The organism is Mycobacterium sp. 4D054 (assembly GCF_052245755.1).
Taxonomy (GTDB): domain Bacteria; phylum Actinomycetota; class Actinomycetes; order Mycobacteriales; family Mycobacteriaceae; genus Mycobacterium.
Genome location: NZ_JBQQCF010000026.1, coordinates 34,758 through 58,833, shown reverse-complemented (window position 1 = coordinate 58,833; position 24,076 = coordinate 34,758). Strand labels below are relative to the sequence as shown.

Genomic DNA, 24,076 nt, shown 5'->3' with positions numbered 1-24,076 from the left:
TTCACCGCCACTGATAGCGGGTTTTCGGTCGCCCGGCCTTTCCATAGTCGGTGTGGCGGCTGACCGTGCCCTCGTCGGCGAGCCGCTCGAGGTAACGCCAGGCCGTCACCCGCGACACCCCCACCTGCCTGGCCACCTCATCGGCGGTCACACCGTGGGCGGAATCGCGTACGGCACGGGCGATCTCGTCGTTCGTGCCCGCTGCCGCCCCTTTCGGGGCCACCGACCGGTCGGGGTTGACCCGTAGCTCGGCCAGCGCCCGGTCGACCTCGGCCTGGCTGGCGGCATCGGTACCGGCAGGCAGCGCTTCGCGGTAGCGCCGGTACCTCTCGAGTCGTTCGCGGAACGCGGCGAAGGTGAACGGCTTCAACAGGTACGCCAGCGCGCCGTGACCGACCGCGGCGCGCACCATCTCCAGATCGCGCTCCGAGGTGATCGTGATGATGTCCGGCGCCGGCCGCAGGCCGGCCAGCGCCGACGCGAGCGCGATCCCGTTGGCATCCGGCAGCCCGATGTCGAGCAGCACCAGGTCGATCGGGGCGTCCGACGCTGCCGCCTCGGAGGCCGCCCGCATCGCATCGCGCGCCGTGTGCGCCACTGCCGCCACCGAAAACCCCTGCAGCCGCATCAGATAAGTCCGGTGCGCCTCGGCGATCAACGGTTCGTCCTCGACGATCAACACCGTGATCACGGGCGATTCACCGTCACCGTCACCACCGAACCGTAGGTCACATCCGCGGTGAGCTGCCCGCCGTGGCGTTTGACCACCTGGGCCACCAACGCCAGCCCCAGCCCGTGCCTGCCGTCGTCGTCACCGGACTTCGTCGAGTAACCCCTCTGCATCGCCTTCTCGAAGGTGCCGGCGTCCATGCCCTCCCCGCTGTCGGCCACCCGGATCAGCAGCCGTTCGTCGTTCTGCTGCACGGTGACCTCCACCCAAGGGTCGTCCGGATCGCAGGCATCCATCGCGTTGTCGATGAGGTTGCCTGCCACGGTCACCATTTCCTGGCCTGTCAAGAGCAGATCTTCGGTGTCCGAAGGCAATTCGGAATCTTCGGTCACGGTCAACTCGATACCGCGTTCGTCGGCCTGGGCTGTCTTGCCCAGCAACAGCGCCACCAGGGCCGGCTCGCCGACCGCATCCGAGAGCCGGTCGACGAGTTGCTGGGACAGCTCGAGTTCGGCGGTGGCGAACCGGACGGCTTCCTCGGTGCGCTCCATCTCCACCATCGTGACGACGGTGTGCAGTTTGTTGGCCGCCTCGTGGGCCTGAGACCGCAGCGAGTCGGTCAGCACCTTCAGCGAGTTGAGTTCGCCCAGCGCGCCCTGCAACTCGGTGCGGTCACGGATGGTGACCACTTCCGACGAACCGGCATCGGACCGCACCCGCGACCGATTGACCACCAGCACGCGGTCGTCGGTCACGTGAACCTCATCGCGGGCGCCGGGGTTGTAGGTGCGCAGGAACTCGGGCAGGTCGTCGGCGGCGACCTCCCCGGCCGGCAACGACAGCAGTCGGCGCGCCTCGTCGTTGACCACCGCCACGCCGGAGCGGTCGAGCACGATCAGTCCCTCGGACACCGAGTGCAGGATCGCGTCGTGGTGGTCGTACATGACGCGCAGTTCGTCGGGGCGCAGTCCGTGCGTCTGGCGCAGCAGCCGCCGGCGGATGCCCCACACGCCCAGCAGTGAAACCGCAAGCGCGGCAAGGCTGACGGCCGCGATGACGGGCAGCTGCGACTGCCAGCGCTCGGCGAGGCTCTGCTGCAGGATGCCTGCGGCGACCAGGCCGATGACGCGGCCGTCGCCGTCGTAGACCGGGGCCACCGCACGGATGGACGAACCCAGCGTGCCGGTGTACACCTCGGTGAACGTCTCGCCCTGCAGTGCGGGTTCGATGGTGCCCAGATAGGCGCCGCCGATCTGGGACGGATCGGTGTGGGTGAAGCGGGTGCGATCGGGCGCCATGATCGTGATGAACGCGATGTCGGTCTGCCTGCGCACCAGCTCGGTGACCGGTTGCAGCATCTCGGTGGCCCGCCCGGACTCGATGGCCTCGGCCGTCGACGGTGAGTCGGCCAGCGCGGTCGCGATCCCGACCACCTGCTCCTGCGCCGCGGCGTCGCCGTCGCGGCGGGCGTCCAGCGCGGCCAGTGCGCTGCCGGCCAGCACGATCACCGCGATGACCAGGATCTGCAACGCGATGGCCTGGCCCGCCAACGACCGCGGCCACGGGGGTCGGGATGGCGGCCGGATCCGTCCCATCGCCTGCCTCCCGTGAACGTAATGAACTAAAACGTGACCTGGCTCACGTCCTCGCAGAGCATCCTTGCAGACCTTTTGCACACAGCGACCCCGGAGGACAGTGCGATGACGACCACGATGGACCGGCCGACCCCACCCGACACCCCCCGACCCAGACGAGACCGCACGCACTGGCTCTACATCGCCGTGATCGTCGCGGTCCTCGCCGGTGTCGGGGTCGGCATCCTGGCCCCCGACGTCGGCAAGAGCGTCGGCGTCCTGGGCACCATGTTCGTGGCGCTGATCAAGATGATGATCGCGCCGGTCATCTTCTGCACGATCGTGCTGGGAATCGGGTCGGTCCGCAAGGCGGCCACCGTCGGCAAGGTCGGCGGCCTGGCGTTCGTCTACTTCCTGGCGATGTCGACGTTCGCACTGGCGATCGGCCTGGTGGTCGGCAACCTGCTGCACCCCGGCAGCGGATTGCATGTCACCGACACCACCGTGGGCAAGGGCGCCGAGCTGGCCGACAAGGGCCATGAGGCCGGTGGGCTGATGGACTTCGTTCAGGGCATCATCCCGACGTCGATGTTCTCGTCGCTGACCGAGGGCAGCGTGCTGCAGGCGTTGTTCGTCGCGCTGCTGGTGGGCTTCGCGCTGCAGGGCCTGGGGTCGGCCGGTGAGCCGATCCTGCGCGGCATCGAGCACCTGCAGAAGCTCGTATTCAAGGTGCTGGTGATGATCCTGTGGCTGGCGCCGATCGGCGCGTTCGGCGCGATCGCGAACGTGGTCGGTCAGACCGGCTGGGCGGCCGTCGGGCAGTTGATGGCGTTGATGCTCGGCTTCTATCTGACCTGCGCGATCTTCGTGTTCGGTGTGCTCGGGGCACTGCTGCGGGTGGTGTCCGGGGTGTCGATCTTCAAGCTGGTCCGCTACCTGGCCCGCGAGTACCTGCTGATCGTGTCGACGTCGTCGTCGGAGTCCGCGCTGCCGCGCCTGATCGCCAAGATGGAACACCTCGGTGTGGACCGCTCGACCGTGGGTGTGGTTGTGCCGACCGGCTATTCGTTCAACTTGGATGGCACCGCGATCTACCTGACGATGGCGTCGCTGTTCATCGCCGGGGCGCTGGGCGACCCGCTGTCTCTGCCGGAGCAGATCGGGCTGCTGGTCTTCATGATCGTCGCGTCCAAGGGGGCGGCCGGGGTGACCGGCGCCGGGCTGGCCACGCTGGCCGGTGGCCTGCAGGCGCACCGGCCGGACCTGCTCGACGGTGTCGGGCTCATCGTCGGCATCGACCGGTTCATGTCCGAGGCGCGGGCGCTGACCAACTTCTCCGGCAACGCGGTCGCCACCCTGCTGGTCGGTTCGTGGACGCACACGATCGACAAGGGCAAGGTGAATTCGGTATTGGCAGGCGAGGATCCGTTCGACGAGCTGACGATGCTGGATTCCGATCACGGCTCCCGTGTCGCGGAGCCGCCGCAGGAGAGAGTCCCTGCGACGGTGTAGGTCACGGGTAGGAAAGCCCGGTCGGTCCTGTTGCCGGCCGGGCTTTTCCGTGCACCCGGACCCGCGAGCAGACACAAACTCACACGAAATCACCGGAAATCGTGCGAGTTTGCGTCTGCTCGCCGACTGGCCTCAGCCCGTGCAGTCCAGGGACACCGAGATCGACCGGTGCACCACGACGTCGACCACATCGAGGCCGTCATCGTCGTCGCGGCCGCCGATGACGAGCACCGGTTGGGTGACCTGCTGAGGATTACGCACCCCGATCACCACGCAGTCGCCGATCGGCGCACTGCCGATCCGGTCGATGTTGACCTGGTAGCCCGCCGACTCCCACTGCTCGATCACGTCGAACGCGTTCTGTTGCTGCGCGGCCGCCGGCGCCACCGGCGCACCCAGCATCGCGGGCATTGCCGCCACGATCCACCACCAGCGCATGGCCGGACCTCCATCGGAGGCGCCCTGCATGGCCTCCCGATGGTGACACGAAGCGCGCACCCGAATGGTTCACCCCTGACCGCGACCAGACGCATACTCGCATGGACGCTGCCCGGAAGATGCGAGTTTGTGTCTTCTCGCCGTGGGGCCCCGCTCGCGGAAGGGGCCGGCCCTACCGCTCGGCCCGCTGGTAGGCCGTGACGACCGCTGCGCCGCCCAGCCCGATGTTGTGCTGCAGCGCGGCGGTGACGCCGTCGACCTGACGCTTGTCGGCGGTGCCGCGCAACTGCCAGGTCAGCTCGCTGCACTGGGCCAGGCCCGTCGCCCCGAGCGGGTGGCCCTTGGAGATCAACCCGCCCGACGGGTTGACCACCCAGCGGCCCCCGTAGGTGGTGTCCTCGTCGTCGATCAGCTTCGGCGCCTCACCGGGCCCGCACAGGCCCAGCGCCTCGTACAGCAGCAGTTCGTTGGCCGAGAAGCAGTCGTGCAACTCGATCACCTGGAAGTCCTCCGGCCCCAGTCCGGACTGCTGATAAACCTGTTGCGCGGCTTTGACATTCATGTCGTATCCGATGATGTTGGCCGCGCTGCCGTCGAACGTCGACGCGAAATCGGTGGTCATCGCCTGACCGACGATCTCGACGGCCTGCCCGGCCAGATCGTGCTCGGCGACATAGTCCTCGCCGGCAAGCACCACCGCCGCGGACCCGTCCGAGGTCGGTGAGCACTGCAGCTTGGTCAGCGGATCGGAGATCATCTTCGCGGCCAGGATGTCGTCGAGGGTGTACTCATCCTGGAACTGTGCGTACGGGTTGTTCACCGAATGCTTGTGGTTCTTGTAACCGATCTTGGCGAAATGCTCTGCGGTGGTGCCGTACTTCTTCATGTGCTCACGCCCCGCCGCACCGAACATCCACGGTGCGACGGGGAACTGCATGGCGTCGATCTCGTTGAGCGCCAGGATGTGTCGCTTCATCGGGGATTCCCGGTCCTCGGCACCGCCGCCCAGCGAGCCCGGCTGCATCTTCTCGAATCCGAGCGCCAGCACGCAGTCGGCCAGCCCGCCGCGGATCGCGGCGGCCGCCAGGTAGAGCGCGGTCGATCCGGTGGAGCAGTTGTTGTTGACGTTGACGATCGGGATGCCGGTCATGCCCAGCTCGTAGAGCGCCCGCTGGCCCGAGGTGGAATCACCGGAGCAGTAGCCCACATAGCCCTGCTGGACTTCGCTGTACTCGATGCCGGCGTCCTGCAGCGCCTTGGTTCCGGACTCCCGCGCCATGTCGGGATAGTCCCAACCCTCGCGTCGCCCGGGTTTCTCGAACTTCGTCATTCCCACGCCGACGACAAAAACCCGGCTCATATCGATCCCTTCGCTGCGGTTGTGGTCTCCTGCAGCACGTTAGCCCGGGTTATCCGAACTCCAGCCACCAGTCGTGCAAATCCTCCAGATCCGGTCCCTGCGCATCGGCCAGCAGCAGATCCTCGTCCTTGGTCCACACGATGTCGGCGTTGTCGTTGTAGGTGCCGCAGGCGATCTGGCCCACCACCTGATCCGGGGTGTCGGTGTAGTGCCACGTGGTGGGGGACTCGACGCCGCTGCCCGGGCACTGCAGCAGCTCGGAGTTCACGTTGACCGCCTCCCGGAACGCGGCGTCGAGGGTGTTCTTGTCGCCGAACAGCGAATAGCGGGTGAACGCCGGACCGCCGGGAGTGATCGCCTGCGTGCAGTCCACCGTCGCCACCGTGCCCGCGGCGGGCGGAGTCACCGGTTGACAGTTGGAGCTGTCGTGGCCGCCGGAGAGCAGGCCCATCAACTGCTGGTCGTAGGAGGCCGACGCCGGGGGCGGGGTGGTGCTCGTCCTGGTCCGCCGGGTCGGTTCCCGCGACGACGTCGTCGGTGCGGCCGACGAACTGGTCTGCGACGCCACCGAGTTCGTCGAATCGTCGGGCCGCACCGCCAGCCAGATGCCGAGTGCGGCCAGTGTCAGCAGGATCACCACTCCCGCGGCCACAAACGCGACCATCGGCCCCTTCGAACCGCCACCGGGCGACGACGGCGGCGACTGCTGTGCCCAACCGGGCGGCGGACCGGCAGGCGGCGGCGCAGTCGCGAAGCCGGACACCCCGGCCGGTGGCTGCGGGGGCGGTGGCGGGGGAGGCGTCGGCGCCCCGGGGTACGGCAGCGGCGCCATCATCGTCGCCGCCTGGTCCTCCGGCACACCGGCCGCCGCGTCGGCCGCGGCCCTGGCCATCTCGCCGGCCGAGGCGTAACGGTCCTCGGGCCGCTTGGCCATGCCGCGGGCGATGACGTGGTCCAGGCCGGCCGGAACCCCGGGCCGCAGCGCACTCGGCCGCGGCACCGGTTCGTTGAGGTGCGCGGCGATCACCACGCTGACGCTGTCCCCCTGGAACGGCTGTGCCCCCGTCAGGCATTCGTGCAGCACGCAGGTCAGCGCGTACACGTCGGCGCGGTGGTCGACGGCGCCGTTGGTGAATCGCTCGGGAGCCATGTAGGCGTACGTGCCCACCGCGGTACCCAGCTGGGTGAGCGCTTCGTCGGTGGCGGCGTTGGCGATGCCGAAATCGACCAGGTAGGCGAAATCGTCGCGGTTGAGCAGGATGTTCTCCGGCTTGACGTCGCGGTGCAGGATGCCGTTCTGGTGCGCCGCATCGAGCGCCGACGCGATCTGGCGCACGATCGCCGTGGCCCGCGCGGGCGCCATCGGCCCCTGCTCTTTGAGGATCTTGCGCAGATCGGTGCCATCGATCAGCCTCATGTCAACGAACAGCAGTCCGTCGATCTCGCCGTAATCGTGGATCGGCACCACGTGCGGTTCCTGCAACCGGCCCGCGGCGTGCGCCTCGCGCTGCAGCCGGGCCCGGAACACCGGATCGTGAGAGACCGCCTCCGGTAACAGCTTCAGCGCGACGACGCGGTCTCTGACCGTGTCCTCGGCCTCGTAGACCTCGCCCATGCCGCCCCTGCCCAGCAGCCGCCGCAACCGGTAGGGGCCAACCTGGGAGCCGACGCGGGAACCCTGCTGCGGATCGGTCATCACGGCTCCTTCGAGGTTGTTCGACCGGCGAACACAGATTAGTGCGGCCGGTCCCGCTGCACAGTGCCAACGGGCCGGGTTGCCGATTTCCAGCCACCTCCGTCGGCGATCTGGTGTAGTGGTGAATAGAACGCGTTCTAGTTTTTCCGAGGCTCCGGAGAGGAGACGAGATGGCGCTGCGGGTCGTGCAGTGGGCCACCGGCGGTGTCGGCGTCGCGGCAATCAGAGGCGTGCTGGAACATCCCGAGTTGGAGCTGGTCGGGTGCTGGGTGCACTCACCGGCGAAGGCGGGTCGCGACGCCGGCGAGATCGCCGGCGTCGACCCGATCGGGGTACTCGCGACCGACAGTGCCGAAGACATCCTGGCGGCGGAGGCCGACGCGGTCATCTACTCGCCGCTGATGGCCGACCCCGACGAGGTCGCCGCGCTGCTGCGGTCCGGCAAGAACGTCGTCACCCCGGTGGGCTGGCTGTATCCGAGCGCACGCAGCGGCGCGGCGATACGGGAGGCCGCGCTGGCGGGTAACGCGACGCTGCACGGCACCGGGATCGCGCCCGGCGGCATCAGCGAGAAGTTCCCGTTGATGCTCTCGGCCATGTCCACCGGGGTGAGTTTCGTACGCGCGGAGGAGTTCTCGGATCTGCGCAGCTACGAGGCCCCGGATGTGCTGCGCCACGTGATGGGCTTCGGCGAGACCCCGGACAAGGCGCTGACCGGCCCGATGCAGAAGATGCTCGACACCGGGTTCATCCAGGCGGTGCGGATGTGCGTGGACCAACTGGGTTTCGCCGCCGATCCCAGAATCCGTGCGACGCAAGAGATCGCGGTCGCCACCGCGCCGATTGACTCGCCGATGGGTGCGATCGAGCCCGGCCAGGTGGCAGGCCGCCGATTTCACTGGGAGGCACTCGTCGACGGCGAACCCGTGGTGCGTGTGACGGTCAACTGGCTGATGGGTGAGGAGAACCTGGATCCGGCATGGTTTTTCGGCCCCGAAGGGCAGCGCTACGAGATCGAGGTGCGGGGGAACCCGGATTTCACGGTGTCTGTCAAGGGCTTTCAGTCCGAGATCGGCGGTGAGGGGCCGGAATACGGCGTGGTCGGCACGGCCGCGCACTGCGTCAACTCGGTGCCGGCGGTGTGCGCGGCGCCGCCCGGGATCGCGACGTACCTGGATCTGCCGCTGGTCAGCGGGAAGGCGGCGAGAAACCTGCGATGATGAGTGACTCGGCGGCCGACTCCACACGTGCGCTGGTACTCGCCGGCGGCGGATTGGCCGGCATCGCCTGGGAAACCGGCGTGCTGCTCGGAATCTGCGAGGAGGCACCCGCCGCGGGCAAGAAGCTGCTCGACGCCGACGTCCTGGTCGGCACCTCGGCAGGCTCGACGGTCGTCGCCCAGCTCGGGAGCGGCCTGCCGCTGCAGGATCTGTTCGACCGTCAGCTCTCCGACGAGCACGGTGCCCGCGAGATCCACCCCGGCGTCTCGATCGACACGATCACCGACCTGTTCCTGACCGCGATGACGACCCCGGGTGCCACCAGAGAACAGAAACTGCGCAGGATCGGCGCCGTGGCCGCGGACACCGACACCGTCGCAGAAGCGGTGCGCCGCGCCGTGATCGAACACCGGCTGCCGACCCGGCGATGGCCGGCACGCGCGATGCGGGTCACCGCGATCGACATCGCCACCGGCGAGTTGGTGGTGTTCGACGCAGACTCCGGCGTCGGCCTGGTCGACGCCGTCGCGGCCAGTTGCGCGGTGCCGGGCGTCTGGCCACCGGTGACGATCGGGGACCGTCGCTACATGGACGGCGGGGTCGGAAGCACGGTCAACATGTCCGCCGCACAGGACTGCGGGGCCGCGGTGGTGTTGGTGCCCTCCCGCGCCGACAGTCCGTCGCCGTGGGGTACCGGCACCGTCGCCGAGATCGACGCGTTTCCCGGCGCGACACTGGCGGTGTTCGCCGACGAGCAGTCACTGGCCGCGTTCGGGGCCAACCCGCTTGACCCGGCCTGCCGTGCGCCCGCGGCGCGGGCCGGTCGCGCGCAGGGGCGGCGGGAAGCCGGCCGGGTTGCCGAATTCCTAGGTGCCTGAGCCTGAGGAACGCTGTTCGATCGTGTCGAGCGCCGTGGCCGCCAGCTCCTGCCCGATCTCGATGACCTCGGTGGCGCGGTGGAAATCCAGGCTGCGGCACACCGTGCGGGGCACCTCGATCAACAGGTCGGGCGGGTAGGCGGCCAGTGTGTGGCGGGCCAGGGCGGCCTGCGCGATGTCGATCACCCGGTTCATCACCTCGAAGCTGCCCAGCTTCGGGATCACCGGTGCGATCGGTTCGCCGAGGTCCTTCTCCCCGTCCACCGGTTCGTCGTCCCCGGCCACGAACCGGCCGAGCACCGCGCGCCCGGTCGGGGTCTCCAGCAGCGACCGCGCCGCCCTGGTGTCCAGCAGCGACGACGAGCTGCGCCACATCCGGTTCAACCAGTCACCCGACGGTGACCGGGCGTCGCGGTCGCGGCGACTGGCCTCGGGATCCTCGCCGGAGATGCTGACCGCGAGGGTGATGTCCGCGGCGATGGCGGCCACCGGCGCCATCGGGAGTGGGTCGAGGATGCCGCCGTCGGCCAGCAGCCGGCCGTCGAGCACGTGCGGGGTGATCAGGCCGGGGATGGCGATCGACGCGCGGATGGCGTCCTCGACCGAACCGCGCTGCATCCACACCGATTTCCCGGTGATCAGATCGGTGGCCACGGACGTGAACGGGATCGGCAGCTCCTCGATCGTGACGTCGCCGAGGATCTCGCGGACGGCGTCGAGGATCTTCTCCGCCCGCAGGACGCCCGCCGACGTGATCGACGGATCGAGCAGGCGCAGCACCGCGCGCTGGGTCAGCGAGCTCGCCCACGTCGTGAACTCGTCGAGCTTGCCCGCCGCCTGCAGACCACCGACCAGGGCGCCCATCGACGAGCCGGCGATGCCGACCACCTCGTGACCGCGTTCGTGCAACTCGTTGATGACGCCGATGTGGGCGTAGCCGCGTGCACCGCCGCTACCCAGAGCCAGTGCGACCCGCATCCGACAATTCTGCGCCGGATCGGGTCCGGCCGTGTCGCGGGGACTCGGTGACATCGCCGACCCGGATCGCGCCGGGCGTCAGCCGCAGAGCGCGTCGGCAGCCGCTTCGACCGCGACGATCACCGCCGACTGCTGGCCGGGTGTCAGTTCCGACCACTTCCGGTCGAACGTCCCGGGACCCACGGACTCCGCATCCTGCACGGTCTTCAGGTAGGGCTCGATCTGCGTGTGGGGGTCACCGCCCTGCCGATCCATCCACGTCCGGGCGGCCCGGCACGCCTGGAAGTAGTCGTCCTCGGTGGATTCCGCCGGGGCGGCGACAGCGGTCGTCACCCCGCCGGGGGACACACCGACTCCGCCGGCCGACGGCACAGGGGGGGCGGGAGGCCCCTCCGCGCGGGTCGACGAGGGCGGGGCCGAGGACAGCGCGGTGGTATCCGGTGGGGGTCCGGGTTCAGACGAGCAGCCGGACAGGATCACGGCCGCCGCGACGGCGCCTGTGCGCCACAGACGGTTCCTGCTCATCCCGCCAAATCTATGCAACGTGGCGCCCGGTGACAGCAAAGGGCCGAAAGCCGGCCGGAAGCCGCGCCGGGACAGCGGTTTCAGTCGGGGCGGTGACCTGCCGCTTCCTAGATTCACGGTGAAGTTAAACCCTGGCGCTGGCGGCCGGTGAGTGAGCTGTGCCAGACTGGCCGCCGTGATCGACGTGACGCGGATTCAGGAGTGTTGTCAGGCCTAGTCGCCGACCCCTCGCATCCGTCCGTCGTTCCTCCTGGAGTCCCCCCATGATCCTGGCCCCTACCCGTCTGCGTCCTGCCGACCTGCTGCACGTCACCGACCGCTTCGCCGACGACGTTCTCAGCGGCGACTACGATCGCCTGCTGCCCGAAGCCGGTCTGCCCGCCGGGGAGCGCTGGTTCACCCGGTTGCACGGCACCGACGAACTCGACGTGTGGCTGATCAGCTGGGTGCCGAACCGCTCCACCGAACTGCACGACCACGGCGGCTCGCTCGGCGCGCTGACCGTCGTGTCCGGCGTGCTGAGCGAAACCCGTTGGGACGGTGTGACTTTGCGTCAGCGACGGTTGCGGGCCGGTGATCAGGCGGCGTTCCCGCTGGGCTGGGTGCATGACGTGGTGTGGGCTCGCGAGACCGCGCCCGCCGGCGGTGCCGCGCCGGCCGGCCCGACGTTGAGCGTGCACGCGTACTCGCCGCCGTTGACCGCGATGTCCTACTACGAGGTCACTGAACAGAACACGTTGCGCCGCAACCGGACCGAGCTCACCGACCAGCCGGAGGGCGACTGATGGCCAGCCGAATCGATGCCGTCCTCGCCGACGCCAGGGCCAGACTCACCCGCATGCCGGCCGGTGAGGTGCCCACCGCTCTGGCCCGGGGCGCGGTCCTGGTCGACATCCGGCCGGCGGCCCAGCGTGCCGCCGAGGGTGAGGTGCCGCAGGCGCTGGTGATCGAACGCAACGTGCTGGAGTGGCGGTGTGACCCGACCAGTGACGCGCGGATTACCCAAGCCGTCGACGACGACGTCGAGTGGGTGGTGCTGTGCTCGGAGGGCTACACCTCCAGCCTGGCAGCAGCGTCGTTGCAGGAATTGGGACTGCATCGCGCCACCGACGTCATCGGCGGCTACCACGCACTCAAAAACGTTCTGCGCTAAGAATTCTCGTCGCTCCTGAGGAGTCCGCGCAGTTTCTCGGTCTTGGCCTGGGTCCATCCCGGCGGCAGCATGATCGACGCCCACGCGTCCGCGACATTGCGGACGTAGACGTGACCGTGCCCGTCCGGGACGTTCACCGCGACCGCCATGTCGGCGCTGACCTGGAGGAACGTCACGACCGGGATCCACTCCATCTCGGGGGAGACGTCGTAGCCGCGCCGCTCGTGCAACCAGTCCGGCCGGGCGAACAGCAGGTCGGGATTCCACCACGCGATCGGATCGGACGCATGCTGCAGATAGACCACTCTCGGCTGCTCCCACGGGTCGTGCGGTCGCTGCAGGTCCCGGGCCTCGGCGACGAACCGCACGTTGGCGCCCTTGTCGTACACGGGAAGCCACTGGGGTGAGCCGGGATCGCGATTGTGGGTCAGGTCGGTCCAGATGGTGTTGTTGAAGGTCGGCCCGCTGAACAGCGCCCCGTCGGTGCGGGCGATCAGGTTGTTCAACGCCAGGAACGGCGCTTCACCGCCGAACGAGCCCAGGCTCTCGCCGAACACCACCAGCTTCGGGCGCTGTGCCTCGGGCATCTCGCGGATCAGCGCGTCGACCGCCTCGAACAGAGCCTGACCGGCCTGGCGGGCGTTCTCCTTGTCCACCAGGAACGACAACCAACTGGGCAGAAACGAGTACTGCATCGACACGATCGCAGTGTCACCGTTGTACATGTACTCCAGCGCGGAGGCTTCGGCCTCGTTGATCCAGCCGGTGCCGGTCGTGGTGGCCACCGCGACCACCGCGCGGTCCAGGCCGCCGGTGCGCTGCAGTTCGCGGGCCGCCAGCGCCGCGGTCTCCTTGATGCCGTCGGCGGAGTTCAGTCCCGCGTAGGCGCGGATCGGTTCGGTCGCCGGGCTGCCGTTGAACTCGGTCAGCTCCTCGACCGACGGTCCGCCGGAGATGAAGATCCGGCCCTGATGTCCCAGCGACTCCCAACTCACCAGCGACTGCGGTCCGCCGGACCGCAGATCCGAGGTGGGCGCCGCGAAGTCGGGGTCGGTCTCGTCGTTGACCGCGGCGAAGGTTTTGTTGATCGTGCTCATCGCGAACCGGACCACCACCCCGTTGAGCAGCGCGACCGTCAATGCCAGCAGCAGCGCGACCGCGACGACGGCCGCCACCCGCGGCGGGGCGACGCGCGTGAGCTGACGGTACAGAAAGCGCACGAAACGGCCGATCAGCTGCCCGATCTCGACGAGTACGAACAGCGTCACGACCGAGATCACCGCGGCCAGAGGGTAATCCCAGAACGTCAGGCGCGGGACACCCATCAGGTCACGGACGTCGTCCTGCCAGTCGTGGAACTGGATGACCATGACGACCAAGCCGATCACGCCGATGACGACGAGCACCGGCCACGCCCGCCGGGGCGCCGGCGGGCTGGAGTCCTTGGAGCCCATGAACCGCACCAGCCACACCGCGAACACCCCGAGCCCGTAGCCGATCGCGCCCGCGCCGCCGCTGACCAGTCCCTGGAACAGCGGACCGCGCGGCAACAGCGACGGTGTCAGCGACAACCAGAGGAAGACGAAACCGACTGCGGTACCGGTCCAGGTGTAGCGGCGGACCCACCACCCGCGCCGTGTGGTCGACGGATGTTCGCGCGCCGGCGTCTCGTCGATCACCGCGGCGGCGGCTTCACCGGTATCGGTCACGCATGGACTTTACCGATGAGTGAAGTTCGGCGGCCGCTTCTCGGTGAACGCGTTCATGCCCTCGGTCTGATCCTCGGTGGCGAACGCCGAATGGAACAGCCTGCGCTCATAGAGCAGGCCCTCGCTCAGCGTGGTCTCGAACGCGCGGTTGACCGCCTCCTTGGCCATCCGCGACGCCGACAGCGACATGCCCGCGATGGTCTGGGCCACCGCCTTGGCCTCCTCGAGCAGCGTGTCGGCCGGAACCACCCGCGACACCAGCCCGGCGCGCTCGGCTTCTTCGGCGCCCATGTTGCGGCCGGTCAGGATCAGGTCCATCGCCTTGGCCTTGCCGATCGCCCGGGTCAGTCGCTGTGACCCGCCCATGCCGGGCAGCACGCCGAGCTTGATCTCGGGCTGCCCGAATTTCGCGGTGTCGGCGGCGATCAGGATGTCGCACATCATCGCCAGCTCGCAGCCGCCGCCGAGCGCGTATCCGGCCACCGCGGCGATGGTCGGGGTGCGCGTCGCGGCGAACCTGTCCCAGCCGGCGAAGAAGTCGGACGAGAAGACGTCGGCGAAGGACAGGCCGGCCATCTCCTTGATGTCCGCGCCGGCGGCGAAGGCCTTCTCGTTGCCGGTGAGGATGATGGCGCCGACACCCGGCTCCGCGTCGAGTTCGGCTGCGGCGGTGGTGACCTCGTACATCACCTGGGTGTTGAGGGCATTGAGTGCCTTGGGCCGGTTGAGCGTGATCGTCGCTACCCGGTCGTCACGGTCGACCAGGATGGTCTCAAAGGTCATGACTGCTCCTCGAAGTTGATGTCGGGATCGGCAGATGCGAAGTATGCCTCGATGTCGGCTGCCGTCACCTCGGACAGGGAGGCCGGCGACCACTTCGGGTTGCGGTCCTTGTCGATCAGCTGCGCGCGGATGCCCTCGACGAGGTCATGCGATCGCAAGGACGCCACCGAGGTCCGGAACTCCTGGCGCAGCACATCTTCGAGAGTGTCCAGCTTCGCGGCCCGACGGACCGCTTCCAGCGCGACCGACGCGGCGATCGGGGAGCGGGAGGCGATCAGGTCGGCGGCATCGGCCGCGGCACCGCCGTGCTCGCGCAGCGCGGCGACGATGTCGGCGACCGTCTCAGCGGCATAGCACCGGTCGATCCACTCGCGCTGGGTGAGCAGCTCGCTCGCGGGTGGCTCCTGGGCGAATGCGGCGACCGCCTCGTCGACACCGCCGGACGCGATCGCGTCGACGAACGCGGCGAGCCGGTCCTGCGGCACGAAGTGGTCGGCGAAACCCATTGCGATCGCGTCGGCGCCGGAGAACGACGCCCCGGTGAGCGCCGCATGGACGCCGAGCAGACCCGGGGTGCGGGACAGGATGTGGGTGCCGCCGACGTCAGGGATGAACCCGATGCCCACCTCGGGCATCGCCATCTTGGTGGTCTCGGTGACGACCCGGACGCTGCCGTGCGCGCTGATGCCGACTCCGCCGCCCATCGTGATGCCGTTCATGATCGCGACATAGGGCTTCGGGTAGCGCCCGATGTAGGCGTTGAGCAGGTATTCGTCCTGCCAGAACTCGCGCGACGCACGGCCGCCGGATCTGGCGTCGTGATAGATCGCCACGACGTCACCGCCGGCGCACAGGCCGCGGTCGCCGGCGCCGGTCACCACGACGGCGTCGATCGCGTCGTCGGTCTCCCAGCTCTTCAACGCCCGTGCGATGGCGCCGACCATCGGATGGGTCAGCGAGTTGATCGCCTTGGGCCGGTTGAGCGTGATTCGGCCGACCCCGCGGTCGGCAGTTACTAGGACATCCTCGTTTTCGTCCACGGAATGCAATCTAGATCGTCGCCCTGGTCACGCTCTGCCCGGGTAAGGTTCCTGTGAAGGCCCTGGGAAAAATCCGCCACCGCGGCGGGAACTGCCCGGGAACCTCACACGTTGAACCAGTGATCGTCACAGGTCTGATACACGACATCGAGACAGGAAGGACACGACGGTGCGCGAAAGCAGCAACCCGGTGTTCCGCACACTGCCCAAGGGGCAGCAGGGCGGCTATGCGCAATTCGGTACCGGAGCCGCCGGCTACGGTGCGCAGGCGGTACACGCCGATCCGTACGTCACGCAGTACCCGGAGCAGCAGCAGGCGGGTGTCTCGCGGGCGCTGACCATCGATGACGTCGTCATGAAGACCGGCATGACGCTGGGTGTGCTGACGGCCGTCGCGGTCGTGTCGTACTTCCTCGTCAGCGGCAACGTCGGCCTGGCCATGCCGTTCACCCTGGTGGGTGCGCTCGGTGGCCTCGCCCTCGTGCTGGTCGCGACCTTCGGCCGCAAGCAGGACAACCCGGCCATCGTGCTGAGCTACGCGGCGCTGGAGGGCCTGTTCCTCGGTGCGGTGTCCTTCGTCATCGCCAACATCGCCTCTGTCGGTGGCGCCGGAATGATCGCGCAGGCGATCGTCGGCACCCTCGGCGTGTTCTTCGGCATGCTTGTCGTCTACAAGACCGGCGCCATCCGCGTCACCCCGAAGTTCACCCGGATGATCGTGGCGGGTCTGTTCGGCGTCGTCGCGCTGATGCTGCTCAACCTGGTGCTGGCCGTGTTCGGCGTCGGTGGTGGCGCGGGCCTCGGCCTGCGCGACGGCGGCGCCCTGGCCATCGGCTTCTCGCTGCTGTGCATCGGCCTGGCCGCGTTCAGCTTCCTGATCGACTTCGACTCCGCCGACCAGATGGTTCGTGCCGGCGCGCCGGAGAAGGCGGCGTGGGGCATCGCCCTCGGCCTGACCGTCACCCTGGTCTGGCTGTACCTGGAGATCCTGCGTCTGCTCAGCTACTTCAATCAGGACTAGCAGTCCGACACGAGAAGGGCGTCCGCCGCGTGCGGGCGCCCTTTTTCGTGCCCGGGCCCCGCGGCACGGCTACCCGCCGCCAGAGTGCGCTCAGCGCGTCGAATCACCATATTTCGCGGTCTGAGCGCTCTCTCGCTGCCCGCAGGAGGCCGCCTTTCCACAGGACGCAGATTGGGGGTGTGCGACGCATCGCCGGTACGCGAGGCTCGACGCATGCAGGTGCCGTTCATCGGTAGCGAAGCGGTGGCCGCCGGGCTGGTCGGAAAGCATGTGCTGCGCAGCCGATACGTCGCGCTGTATCCCGACGTGTACACCCGGCCCGGTATCGAGTTGAGCGTCCACCACCGGGCGAAGGCTGCGTGGCTGTGGTCGCATCGCGGTGGCGTTCTCGCGGGTCTCACCGCCGCGGCATTACACGGGGCGCGCTACCTCGAGGACGGGCAGCCCATCGAGCTGGTCTGGTCGAACGGGCGGGCGCCGCGCGGCATCAGGACCCACAAGCACGACCTGCACCCTGACGAGAGCACCCGCCGTGGGGGACTGCCGGTGACGACGGTGCAGCGGACGGCATTCGACCTGGGCCGCCGGGGACCGCTCGATACTGCGGTGGCGAGGCTCGACGCATTGGGCAATGCAACCCCGTTCGACGCCGGTGAACTGTTGCGGTGGGCCAGGGAACGCCATGCCGGCAAGCGAGGCATGCGACAACTGGCGGCCGCGCTCGACCTCCACGATCCTGGGGCGCAGTCTCCCCGGGAGACCTGGTTACGTCTTCTGCTGATCCGCGGCGGATTCCCACGCCCGACCACGCAGATTCCGGTGATCAGCGCCGACGGCAGACGGCGCTACTACCTCGACATGGGTTGGGAGAACCTGAAGTTGGCTGTCGAGTACGACGGAGACCAACACCGCGTCGACCCGATGCAGTTCGCCCACGACATCCTGCGCGCCGAGGACCTCGACGAACTCGAGTGGACGCGGGTCCGGGTGGTCAAAGCCGCCCACGCAGACGACGTTCTTCGCCGGGTCCGGCGCGCCTACGACGCGAGAGTGCGCGCAGCGCGAGAACTTTCACGAGATTGCGATCTGAGCGCACTGTCGGGGCCGACGTGGGTGCGGGAGTCGGGGCAGAACTGGCGGTCTACGGGACCCGTGGCTTGACGCGGTCCGCCGCTTCGGCGGCGTTGCGCCGCGCGGTGTCGACGTCGTCGGCGTACGCCAAGGCGACACCCATCCGCCGGTTGGCGAAGCTCTCCGGCTTGCCGAACAGTCGAAGCTCGGTGTGCGGCACCTGCAGCGCCGCGTCCACGCCGTCGAAGACGACGCCCTCGGCGTCCACTCCGCCGTAAATGACCGCGCTGGCGCCCGCCGTCCTCAGCGCGGTGTCCACCGACAGGCCCAGGATGGCCCGGGCGTGCAGCTCGAACTCGTTCTGCCACTGCGTCACCATCGTCACCATTCCGGTGTCGTGCGGGCGCGGGCTGACCTCGCTGAACCACACCTGGTCACCCTTGACGAACAACTCCACGCCGAAGATGCCCTGTCCGCCCAGATCCCCGGTCACCGCCCCGGCGATCTGCTGCGCGCGTTCCAGCGCGGTCGCCGACATCGGGTGCGGCTGCCAGCTCTCGACGTAGTCACCGCTGACCTGCCGGTGTCCGATCGGCTCGCAGAACCGGGTCTCGATCTCGCCGTCAGCACCGCGGGCGCGCACCGTCAACAGCGTGATCTCGTAGTCGAAATCGATGAAGCCCTCGACGATGATCCGGGTGTTGCTGACGCGGCTGCCGGACATTGCGTACTCCCAGGCCGCCGCGACGCCCTCGGGTCCGTCAATCTTGCTCTGCCCCTTGCCGGAACTGCTCATCACCGGCTTGACCACACATGGATACCCGATATGACCCTCGATGGCGGCGTGCAGTTCCTCCAGCGAATCGCAGAACCGATACGGGCTGGTCGGCACGCCGAGGGTTTCGGCGGCCAGCCGCCGGATTCCCTCGCGGTCCATGGTCAGCCGGGCCGCGCGCGCCGTCGGGATCACCGTCACCACGCCCTCGACCTCAAGCTCTTCGAGCACCGGCGTGGCAATCGCCTCGATCTCCGGCACCACCAGGTCGGGGCGCTCGTCCTCGATCAGCGCACGCAACTGACCAGGGTCGGTCATGGTGATGGTGCGGGCATGGTGAGCGACCTGGTGGCCGGGCGCGTTCGGGTAGCGGTCGACGGCGATGGTCTCGACGCCGAGCCGCTGCAACGCGATCAGGACCTCGCGGCCCAGCTCCCCCGAACCCAACAACATGACTCTGGTGGCGCGCGGTGACAGCGGCGTTCCGATGGTGGTCATCGGAACGGCATTCTATGGCGAGCTAGCTGAGCCGCTCCACGACCATCGCCATGCCCTGGCCGCCGCCGACGCACATCGTCTCGATGCCGAACGTCTTGTCGTGGGTGGCCAGGTTGTTCAGCAGCGTGGCGGTGATGCGGGCGCCGGTCATGCCGAACGGGTGGCCCAGCGCGATCGCACCGCCGGACACATTGAGCTTGTCCTCGTCCATGCCCAGTTCACGCGCCGACCCCAGCACCTGCACCGCGAACGCCTCGTTGATCTCGTACAGGTCGATGTCGGAGATGCTCATCTTCGCGTTGGCCAGCGCCTTCTTGACGGCCTCGATCGGACCCAGGCCCATGATCTCCGGCGACAGCCCCGACACGCCCGTCGACACGATCCGCGCCAGCGGGGTCAGGCCCAGCTCCTTGGCCTTGGTGTCGCTCATGATCACCACCGCCGCGGCGCCGTCGTTCAACGGACACGCGTTGCCCGCGGTGATCGTGCCGTTGGGCCGGAACACCGGCTTGAGCTGGCTGATCTTGTCGTAGGTGGTGCCGGCGCGGGGGCCGTCGTCCTTCGACACCACGGTGCCGTCGGGCAGCGTGACAGGCACGATCTCGCGCTCGAAGAAGCCGCTGTTGATGGCCTCCTCGGCGCGGTTCTGCGAACGCACGCCCCAGTGGTCCTGATCCTCGCGGCTGATGCCGGTGAACGCCGCGACGTTCTCGGCGGTCTGACCCATCGCGATGTAGACGTCGGGCAGCAGGCCGTCCTCGCGCGGGTCGCGCCACTCCGTCGCGCCGGCGGCCGCCTGCTCGGAGCGGGCCTGCGCATCGGCGAAGACCGGGTTCTTCGAATCCGGCGCACCGTCGGCGGCGCCCTTGCCGAACCGCGACACCGTCTCCACCCCGGCCGAGATGAACGCGTGCCCCTCGCCGGCCTTGATCGCGTGGAACGCCATGCGCGTGGTCTGCAGCGACGACGAGCAGTAGCGGTTGACGGTGGTGCCGGGCAGGAAGTCGTAGCCGAGTTCGACCGCCACCGCGCGGGCGATGTTGTAGCCGGCCTCACCGGCGGGCTGCGCGCAGCCCATCATCAGGTCGTCGATGTCGCGCGGGTCCAGCGCGGGCACCTTGTCGAGCACGGCCTTGACCATCTGCGCGGCGAGGTCGTCGGGCCGCATCGAGACCAGCGAACCCTTGTTGGCCCGGCCGATCGGGGAACGGGCGGTGGCGACGATGACGGCTTCGGGCATGACGGGCTCCTCAGGTTCGAACCGGGTGGAACGTGTTGCAAGAAACCTAGCCCGCGGGCGCGACGATCGGCGCGGGCACCCCGGTCGAGCGTCGCCACAGCCGGCTGAGCCCGCCGAGGCGCGCGAGCAGCGAGCCGTCGTCGCCCGCGCGCGATTCCAGCGCCGGCGCGGCGGGCATGCCGGTGACGAACTCTCCCAACGCGTTGCACAGCGCGGGCAGCAGTTGCATCGCGGCCAGCTCGTATCCCGCCGCGGACGGATGGAACATGTCCGGCGAGAACAGCAGCTCCGGAGTCCGGTAGAAGTCCGGGGCCAGCAGATCGCTGAACGGCACCGGCACCCCGCCGCAGGCACGTACCGCGGCCGCCTGGGCGCGCGCCAGACGCAACCCCTGGTTGCGGGCGACGAACCGCAACGGCTGCGGGATCGCGGTGATGACACCGAAGTCCGGGCAGGTGCCCACGACGACGACCGCGTCGCTGGCGCGCAGCCGCTGCACAGCCCGGCCCAGGCGGCGCGCCGACGGGCCGATGCCGTTGGGTTTGGTGATGTCGTTGGCGCCGATCATGATCACGGCCGCATCGGGTGGCGGCCCGGCGACGTACATCGCGTCGATTTGCCCCGACAGCCCTTTCGACGTCGCGCCGACGATGGCCTTGGTGCTCAGCCGGATGCGCTTGCCCGACTCGGCGGCCAGCCCCCGCGCCAGCAATACGCCCGGCACCTCGTCGGCGGCCTGGCAGCCGTACCCGGTGGCCGTCGAGTCGCCGAAGATCATCAGGTGCAGGTCGAACGGGACACCACGGTGCCAAGGTTCGACCGGGCCGCCGCCGGGGGAGTACACGCCGTCGGCGCGGGGCGGGATGTCCCACGCCTTCGGGATGACGCGGCGCGCCTGATCGGCCTGTCCGCTAAGGAGGTTGCGGGCCCCGACGTAGGCGGTGCCGGTGGACGCCAGCGTTGCTGCGGCCGCCAGCGCGACCGTGGAACGACGCGGTGTACGACCGCGCGGAGCACGACGGAGGATGCCCACTCCGCAAGTTTAGAGCGGAAATGCGCGGCTACCCGGCTCGTTAAGCGGAAGAGCCATCACAGTGCGGTATCGACTCCGACACCATCTGCGTTTAACCCATTGTGATAGTGGTTACAGGTGTCAAGCTAAGTTACGAGCTCGTCTGAATAACTTGGCTTATCCCGGACTACAACGTCGTAGGAAGTGGTGGCGATGACGGCACCGAGCAAGATTCCCAGCTCATCCCCGCTGGGCATCAGGGCAGCACGAGGGCAGAAGCCGCGCCGCTTCCCGGTCTCTGACGGAGCTCCCGTCGAGGTGGTCGAAGACGGTCCGAGCATCGCCGGACGGCTCATGGGGCTGGCCGCCATGGCCACCATCAGGCCGTTCCTGACGGTGGGCAGTTACGCGCCCAAGCTGCCGTGGCCCTGGGGCCTGGTCGATTTCGCCGCTCGCGTACTCAAGCCGGCGCCGGGCACCGTGCGCGCCACCATCGGCCTGCCGCACTGCAACGCCCAGCTGGTCCGCGCCGCCGGGGTGCTGCCCGCCGACGGTAATCGCTCGGTGATTCTCTACCTGCACGGCGGAGCGTTCCTGACCTGCGGGGTGAACACCCACGGGCGCCTGGTGACCGCGCTGTCGAGGTACGCCGATGCGCCCGTTCTGGTGGTCAACTACCGGATGATCCCGAAGCACTCGGTCGGCACGGCGCTCGACGACTGCTACGACGGTTACCGCTGGCTGCGCGACCTCGGCTACGAGCCCGACCAGATCGTGCTGGCCGGGGACTCGGCCGGGGGTTATCTCGCGCTGTCGCTGGCCGAGCGGCTGCAGGCCGAGGGCACCAACGGCTTCGTCGGCGAGACGCCGGCGGCCGTCGTGACGATGTCCCCGCTGTTCGAGATCGACAACGAGGCCCGCGCCGACCACCCGAACGCCCGCACGGACGCGATGTTCCCGCCGAAGGCGTTCCACGCGCTGGTCGAGCTCATCGAAGCGGCCGCCGAACGCCGGATCGTCGACGGCCGGCCGGAAGAGGTGTACGAGCCGCTCGACCACATCGAACCCGGCCTGCCGCGCACCTTGATCCACGTGTCGGGGTCCGAGGTCCTGCTCAGCGACGCGCGCAAGGCCGCCCGGCTGCTCGCCGCCTCCGGAGTGCCCGTCGAGGTACGCGTCTGGCCGGGGCAGATGCACGTGTTCCAGCTGGGCGCGCCCACGGTGCCCGAGGCCAAACGCTCGCTTCGGCAAATCGGTGAGTACATTCGCGAGGCCACCTGGTAGCACCGGCCGGAGGCCGCCTGGCTGCGCGGTGACGGGCCTGGGACGATGGACGCATGCGCATCGCCCGGCACATCAGTGACCTCGTCGGTAACACTCCTCTGGTAGAGCTAACCTCGGTCGTGCCGCCTGGCGCGGGCATGGTCGCGGCCAAGGTCGAGTACCTGAACCCGGGCGGCAGCTCCAAGGACCGCATCGCGGTCAAGATGATCGACGCCGCCGAGGCCAGCGGTGAGCTCAAACCGGGCGGCACCATCGTCGAACCGACCTCCGGCAACACCGGGGTGGGGCTGGCCCTGGTCGCCCAGCAGCGGGGGTACAAGTGCGTCTTCGTATGCCCCGACAAGGTCAGCGAGGACAAGCGCAACGTGTTGCGCGCCTACGGGGCGGAGGTCGTGGTGTGCCCGACCGCCGTCGCACCCGACGACCCGGCCAGCTACTACAGCGTCTCGGACCGGCTGGTCCGGGAGATCGACGGTGCGTGGAAGCCCGACCAGTACTCCAACCCGATGGGGCCGGAGAGCCACTACGAGACGACGGGCCCGGAGATCTGGGCCGACACCGAGGGCAAGATCACCCACTTCGTCGCCGGGGTCGGCACCGGAGGCACCATCACCGGAGCCGGCCGCTACCTCAAGGAGGTTTCCGGCGGACGGGTCAAGGTCGTCGGCGTGGACCCCGAGGGGTCGGTGTACTCCGGCGGCACCGGGCGGCCGTATCTGGTCGAGGGTGTCGGCGAGGATTTCTGGCCGTCGGCCTACGACCCGACGGTTCCCGACGAGATCATCGCCGTCTCCGATGCCGACTCGTTCGACATGACCAGGCGGCTGGCCCGCGAAGAGGCGCTGCTCGTCGGCGGGTCGTGCGGAATGGCGGCGGTGGCCGCGGTCAAGGTCGCCGAACGCGAGGGCCCTGACTCGCTCGTGGTGGTCCTGTTGCCCGACGGCGGCCGCGGCTACCTGTCCAAGATCTTCGACGACAACTGGATGTCCTCCTACGGATTCCTGCGCAGTCGGCTCGACGGGTCCGTCGAGGAGTCCACTGTCGGCGATGTCCTGCGCGGCAAGTCCGGGAACCTGCCCGATCTGGTGCACACCCACCCGTCCGAGACGGTGCGCGACGCCATCGGCATCCTGCGCGAGTATGGGGTGTCCCAGATGCCGGTGGTGGGCGCGGAACCTCCGGTGATGGCCGGCGAGGTCGCCGGCAGCGTGTCCGAACGCGAGTTGCTTTCCGCGGTGTTCGAGGGCCGCGCCAAACTCGCCGACGCGGTCGCCGAGCACATGAGCCCGCCGCTGCCGCTGATCGGCGCCGGCGAACTGGTCAGCACCGCGGCGAAGAACCTGCGCGAGTGCGACGCGGTGATGGTGGTGGAAGAGGGCAAGCCCGTCGGCGTGCTCACCCGTCACGACCTCCTCGGTTACCTGTCGGAGGGCAGCGCACGCGGCTGACGCACGGTCGCGCGAGAAACCGCTGTTCGGCCGCCCTGCTCAGGTAATGTGAGCACGCTTGTCCAGCCACGTGCGAGCGGAAGGGCGTCCATGATCGACCGACCATCGTTCGCCACGTGTTCACCGGGTCCGCCGCCGGTCCGCCTGGGGGACGCCCCCGGAGCAGGAAAGCTGTTGATCACGCCTGCCCC

Annotated in this window: 22 protein-coding genes; 9 read left to right on the top strand and 13 right to left on the bottom strand. The window is 68.8% G+C overall.

Translation table 11 applies throughout. The features are described 5' to 3' along the window. Window position 1: 1 nt before the first annotated feature. Window positions 2–691, bottom strand: a complete 690-nt coding sequence (locus tag ACTWP6_RS18865) for a response regulator (protein WP_443188486.1) — start codon at window positions 689–691, stop codon at window positions 2–4. Beyond that, complete coding sequence (locus tag ACTWP6_RS18860; RefSeq protein ID WP_260754917.1) at window positions 688–2,265, bottom strand: sensor histidine kinase; 1,578 nt, start codon at window positions 2,263–2,265, stop codon at window positions 688–690. Before ACTWP6_RS18860 ends, ACTWP6_RS18865 begins: the two co-directional genes overlap by 4 nt. A gap of 105 nt (window positions 2,266–2,370) precedes the next feature. Here ACTWP6_RS18860 and ACTWP6_RS18855 point away from each other — a divergent pair, with 105 nt between their 5' ends. Further along, a complete protein-coding gene (locus ACTWP6_RS18855) occupies window positions 2,371–3,756 on the top strand; it encodes a cation:dicarboxylate symporter family transporter (protein WP_443188485.1) in 1,386 nt (461 codons plus the stop codon). A gap of 132 nt (window positions 3,757–3,888) precedes the next feature. Here ACTWP6_RS18855 and ACTWP6_RS18850 read toward each other — a convergent pair whose 3' ends face one another. The 3 genes from ACTWP6_RS18850 to ACTWP6_RS18840 form a co-directional block, all read right to left on the bottom strand. Beyond that, a complete protein-coding gene (locus ACTWP6_RS18850; RefSeq protein WP_443188484.1) occupies window positions 3,889–4,194 on the bottom strand; it encodes a hypothetical protein in 306 nt (101 codons plus the stop codon). A 172-nt stretch (window positions 4,195–4,366) separates the two neighbouring features. After that, window positions 4,367–5,554: a lipid-transfer protein gene (locus ACTWP6_RS18845; protein ID WP_443188483.1), complete on the bottom strand. Its 1,188-nt coding sequence runs from the start codon at window positions 5,552–5,554 to the stop codon at window positions 4,367–4,369. Between the two features lie 49 nt (window positions 5,555–5,603). Further along, window positions 5,604–7,250: a serine/threonine-protein kinase gene (locus tag ACTWP6_RS18840; RefSeq protein ID WP_443188482.1), complete on the bottom strand. Its 1,647-nt coding sequence runs from the start codon at window positions 7,248–7,250 to the stop codon at window positions 5,604–5,606. A gap of 170 nt (window positions 7,251–7,420) precedes the next feature. Here ACTWP6_RS18840 and ACTWP6_RS18835 point away from each other — a divergent pair, with 170 nt between their 5' ends. Together ACTWP6_RS18835 and ACTWP6_RS18830 are read left to right on the top strand one after the other, a co-directional pair. Further along, the gene (locus tag ACTWP6_RS18835; protein ID WP_443188481.1) at window positions 7,421–8,470 is read left to right on the top strand and encodes an NAD(P)H-dependent amine dehydrogenase family protein; all 1,050 of its coding nucleotides are present in this window, start codon (window positions 7,421–7,423) and stop codon (window positions 8,468–8,470) included. After that, a complete protein-coding gene (locus tag ACTWP6_RS18830; protein ID WP_260754911.1) occupies window positions 8,470–9,348 on the top strand; it encodes a patatin-like phospholipase family protein in 879 nt (292 codons plus the stop codon). The genes ACTWP6_RS18835 and ACTWP6_RS18830 overlap by 1 nt, the downstream gene beginning before the upstream one ends. Here the strand turns inward: ACTWP6_RS18830 and ACTWP6_RS18825 are convergent. Together ACTWP6_RS18825 and lpqV are read right to left on the bottom strand one after the other, a co-directional pair. Beyond that, complete coding sequence (locus ACTWP6_RS18825) at window positions 9,337–10,326, bottom strand: patatin-like phospholipase family protein (protein ID WP_260754910.1); 990 nt, start codon at window positions 10,324–10,326, stop codon at window positions 9,337–9,339. The genes ACTWP6_RS18830 and ACTWP6_RS18825 overlap by 12 nt on opposite strands. Before the next feature lie 78 nt (window positions 10,327–10,404). Next, window positions 10,405–10,851, bottom strand: coding sequence for a lipoprotein LpqV (gene lpqV, locus ACTWP6_RS18820; protein ID WP_443188480.1), 447 nt, complete (start codon window positions 10,849–10,851; stop codon window positions 10,405–10,407). Window positions 10,852–11,114: 263 nt separating this feature from the next. Here lpqV and ACTWP6_RS18815 point away from each other — a divergent pair, with 263 nt between their 5' ends. Both ACTWP6_RS18815 and ACTWP6_RS18810 read left to right on the top strand, forming a co-directional pair. After that, a complete protein-coding gene (locus tag ACTWP6_RS18815) occupies window positions 11,115–11,636 on the top strand; it encodes a cysteine dioxygenase (RefSeq protein ID WP_260754908.1) in 522 nt (173 codons plus the stop codon). Continuing rightward, window positions 11,636–12,004 carry a rhodanese-like domain-containing protein gene (locus tag ACTWP6_RS18810; protein WP_260754907.1) on the top strand — a complete coding sequence of 123 codons (369 nt, stop codon included), beginning with the start codon at window positions 11,636–11,638 and terminating at the stop codon, window positions 12,002–12,004. Before ACTWP6_RS18815 ends, ACTWP6_RS18810 begins: the two co-directional genes overlap by 1 nt. Here the strand turns inward: ACTWP6_RS18810 and ACTWP6_RS18805 are convergent. Genes ACTWP6_RS18805 through ACTWP6_RS18795 form a run of 3 tightly spaced genes read right to left on the bottom strand, consistent with a single transcriptional unit; the run spans window position 12,001 to window position 15,536 of the window. Further along, window positions 12,001–13,713, bottom strand: a complete 1,713-nt coding sequence (locus ACTWP6_RS18805) for an alpha/beta hydrolase (RefSeq protein ID WP_260754906.1) — start codon at window positions 13,711–13,713, stop codon at window positions 12,001–12,003. The two genes, ACTWP6_RS18810 and ACTWP6_RS18805, sit on opposite strands and share 4 nt — an antisense overlap. Window positions 13,714–13,722: 9 nt before the next feature. Further along, window positions 13,723–14,496, bottom strand: a complete 774-nt coding sequence (locus tag ACTWP6_RS18800; RefSeq protein WP_260754905.1) for an enoyl-CoA hydratase — start codon at window positions 14,494–14,496, stop codon at window positions 13,723–13,725. Beyond that, window positions 14,493–15,536, bottom strand: a complete 1,044-nt coding sequence (locus tag ACTWP6_RS18795; RefSeq protein WP_260754904.1) for an enoyl-CoA hydratase/isomerase family protein — start codon at window positions 15,534–15,536, stop codon at window positions 14,493–14,495. The genes ACTWP6_RS18800 and ACTWP6_RS18795 overlap by 4 nt, the downstream gene beginning before the upstream one ends. A 169-nt stretch (window positions 15,537–15,705) precedes the next feature. Here ACTWP6_RS18795 and ACTWP6_RS18790 point away from each other — a divergent pair, with 169 nt between their 5' ends. Further along, complete coding sequence (locus tag ACTWP6_RS18790) at window positions 15,706–16,557, top strand: Bax inhibitor-1/YccA family protein (RefSeq protein WP_260754903.1); 852 nt, start codon at window positions 15,706–15,708, stop codon at window positions 16,555–16,557. Between the two features lie 213 nt (window positions 16,558–16,770). Next, window positions 16,771–17,718 (top strand): hypothetical protein, encoded by a 948-nt coding sequence (locus ACTWP6_RS18785; RefSeq protein WP_260754902.1) that lies wholly within the window; start codon window positions 16,771–16,773, stop codon window positions 17,716–17,718. On the opposite strand, the gene purT is transcribed toward ACTWP6_RS18785, so the two are convergent. From purT to ACTWP6_RS18770, 3 genes are read right to left on the bottom strand one after another with little or no spacing between them, the layout of a single operon-like run. Beyond that, window positions 17,699–18,901 (bottom strand): formate-dependent phosphoribosylglycinamide formyltransferase, encoded by a 1,203-nt coding sequence (gene purT / locus ACTWP6_RS18780; protein ID WP_443188479.1) that lies wholly within the window; start codon window positions 18,899–18,901, stop codon window positions 17,699–17,701. The genes ACTWP6_RS18785 and purT overlap by 20 nt on opposite strands. Window positions 18,902–18,923: 22 nt before the next feature. Continuing rightward, the gene (locus ACTWP6_RS18775; protein WP_260754900.1) at window positions 18,924–20,141 is read right to left on the bottom strand and encodes an acetyl-CoA C-acetyltransferase; all 1,218 of its coding nucleotides are present in this window, start codon (window positions 20,139–20,141) and stop codon (window positions 18,924–18,926) included. Between the two features lie 46 nt (window positions 20,142–20,187). Further along, window positions 20,188–21,174 (bottom strand): SGNH/GDSL hydrolase family protein, encoded by a 987-nt coding sequence (locus ACTWP6_RS18770; RefSeq protein WP_260754899.1) that lies wholly within the window; start codon window positions 21,172–21,174, stop codon window positions 20,188–20,190. A gap of 192 nt (window positions 21,175–21,366) precedes the next feature. Between ACTWP6_RS18770 and ACTWP6_RS18765 the strand changes: the two genes are divergently transcribed. Then, on the top strand, window positions 21,367–22,437 hold the full coding sequence (locus ACTWP6_RS18765; RefSeq protein WP_260754898.1) for an alpha/beta hydrolase: 1,071 nt from the start codon (window positions 21,367–21,369) through the stop codon (window positions 22,435–22,437). A gap of 53 nt (window positions 22,438–22,490) precedes the next feature. After that, a complete protein-coding gene (locus tag ACTWP6_RS18760) occupies window positions 22,491–23,885 on the top strand; it encodes a cystathionine beta-synthase (RefSeq protein ID WP_260754897.1) in 1,395 nt (464 codons plus the stop codon). The last annotated feature ends 191 nt before the right edge of the window (window positions 23,886–24,076 follow it).

Coding starts and splice junctions, on each gene's coding strand:
- ACTWP6_RS18860 (WP_260754917.1), bottom strand. CDS start 2,265: ATGGGACGGATCCGGCCGCCATCCCGACCCCCGTGGCCGCGGTCGTTG.
- ACTWP6_RS18855 (WP_443188485.1), top strand. CDS start 2,371: ATGACGACCACGATGGACCGGCCGACCCCACCCGACACCCCCCGACCC.
- ACTWP6_RS18850 (WP_443188484.1), bottom strand. CDS start 4,194: ATGCGCTGGTGGTGGATCGTGGCGGCAATGCCCGCGATGCTGGGTGCG.
- ACTWP6_RS18845 (WP_443188483.1), bottom strand. CDS start 5,554: ATGAGCCGGGTTTTTGTCGTCGGCGTGGGAATGACGAAGTTCGAGAAA.
- ACTWP6_RS18840 (WP_443188482.1), bottom strand. CDS start 7,250: ATGACCGATCCGCAGCAGGGTTCCCGCGTCGGCTCCCAGGTTGGCCCC.
- ACTWP6_RS18835 (WP_443188481.1), top strand. CDS start 7,421: ATGGCGCTGCGGGTCGTGCAGTGGGCCACCGGCGGTGTCGGCGTCGCG.
- ACTWP6_RS18830 (WP_260754911.1), top strand. CDS start 8,470: ATGAGTGACTCGGCGGCCGACTCCACACGTGCGCTGGTACTCGCCGGC.
- ACTWP6_RS18825 (WP_260754910.1), bottom strand. CDS start 10,326: ATGCGGGTCGCACTGGCTCTGGGTAGCGGCGGTGCACGCGGCTACGCC.
- lpqV (WP_443188480.1), bottom strand. CDS start 10,851: ATGAGCAGGAACCGTCTGTGGCGCACAGGCGCCGTCGCGGCGGCCGTG.
- ACTWP6_RS18815 (WP_260754908.1), top strand. CDS start 11,115: ATGATCCTGGCCCCTACCCGTCTGCGTCCTGCCGACCTGCTGCACGTC.
- ACTWP6_RS18810 (WP_260754907.1), top strand. CDS start 11,636: ATGGCCAGCCGAATCGATGCCGTCCTCGCCGACGCCAGGGCCAGACTC.
- ACTWP6_RS18800 (WP_260754905.1), bottom strand. CDS start 14,496: ATGACCTTTGAGACCATCCTGGTCGACCGTGACGACCGGGTAGCGACG.
- ACTWP6_RS18785 (WP_260754902.1), top strand. CDS start 16,771: ATGCAGGTGCCGTTCATCGGTAGCGAAGCGGTGGCCGCCGGGCTGGTC.
- purT (WP_443188479.1), bottom strand. CDS start 18,901: ATGACCACCATCGGAACGCCGCTGTCACCGCGCGCCACCAGAGTCATG.
- ACTWP6_RS18775 (WP_260754900.1), bottom strand. CDS start 20,141: ATGCCCGAAGCCGTCATCGTCGCCACCGCCCGTTCCCCGATCGGCCGG.
- ACTWP6_RS18765 (WP_260754898.1), top strand. CDS start 21,367: ATGACGGCACCGAGCAAGATTCCCAGCTCATCCCCGCTGGGCATCAGG.
- ACTWP6_RS18760 (WP_260754897.1), top strand. CDS start 22,491: ATGCGCATCGCCCGGCACATCAGTGACCTCGTCGGTAACACTCCTCTG.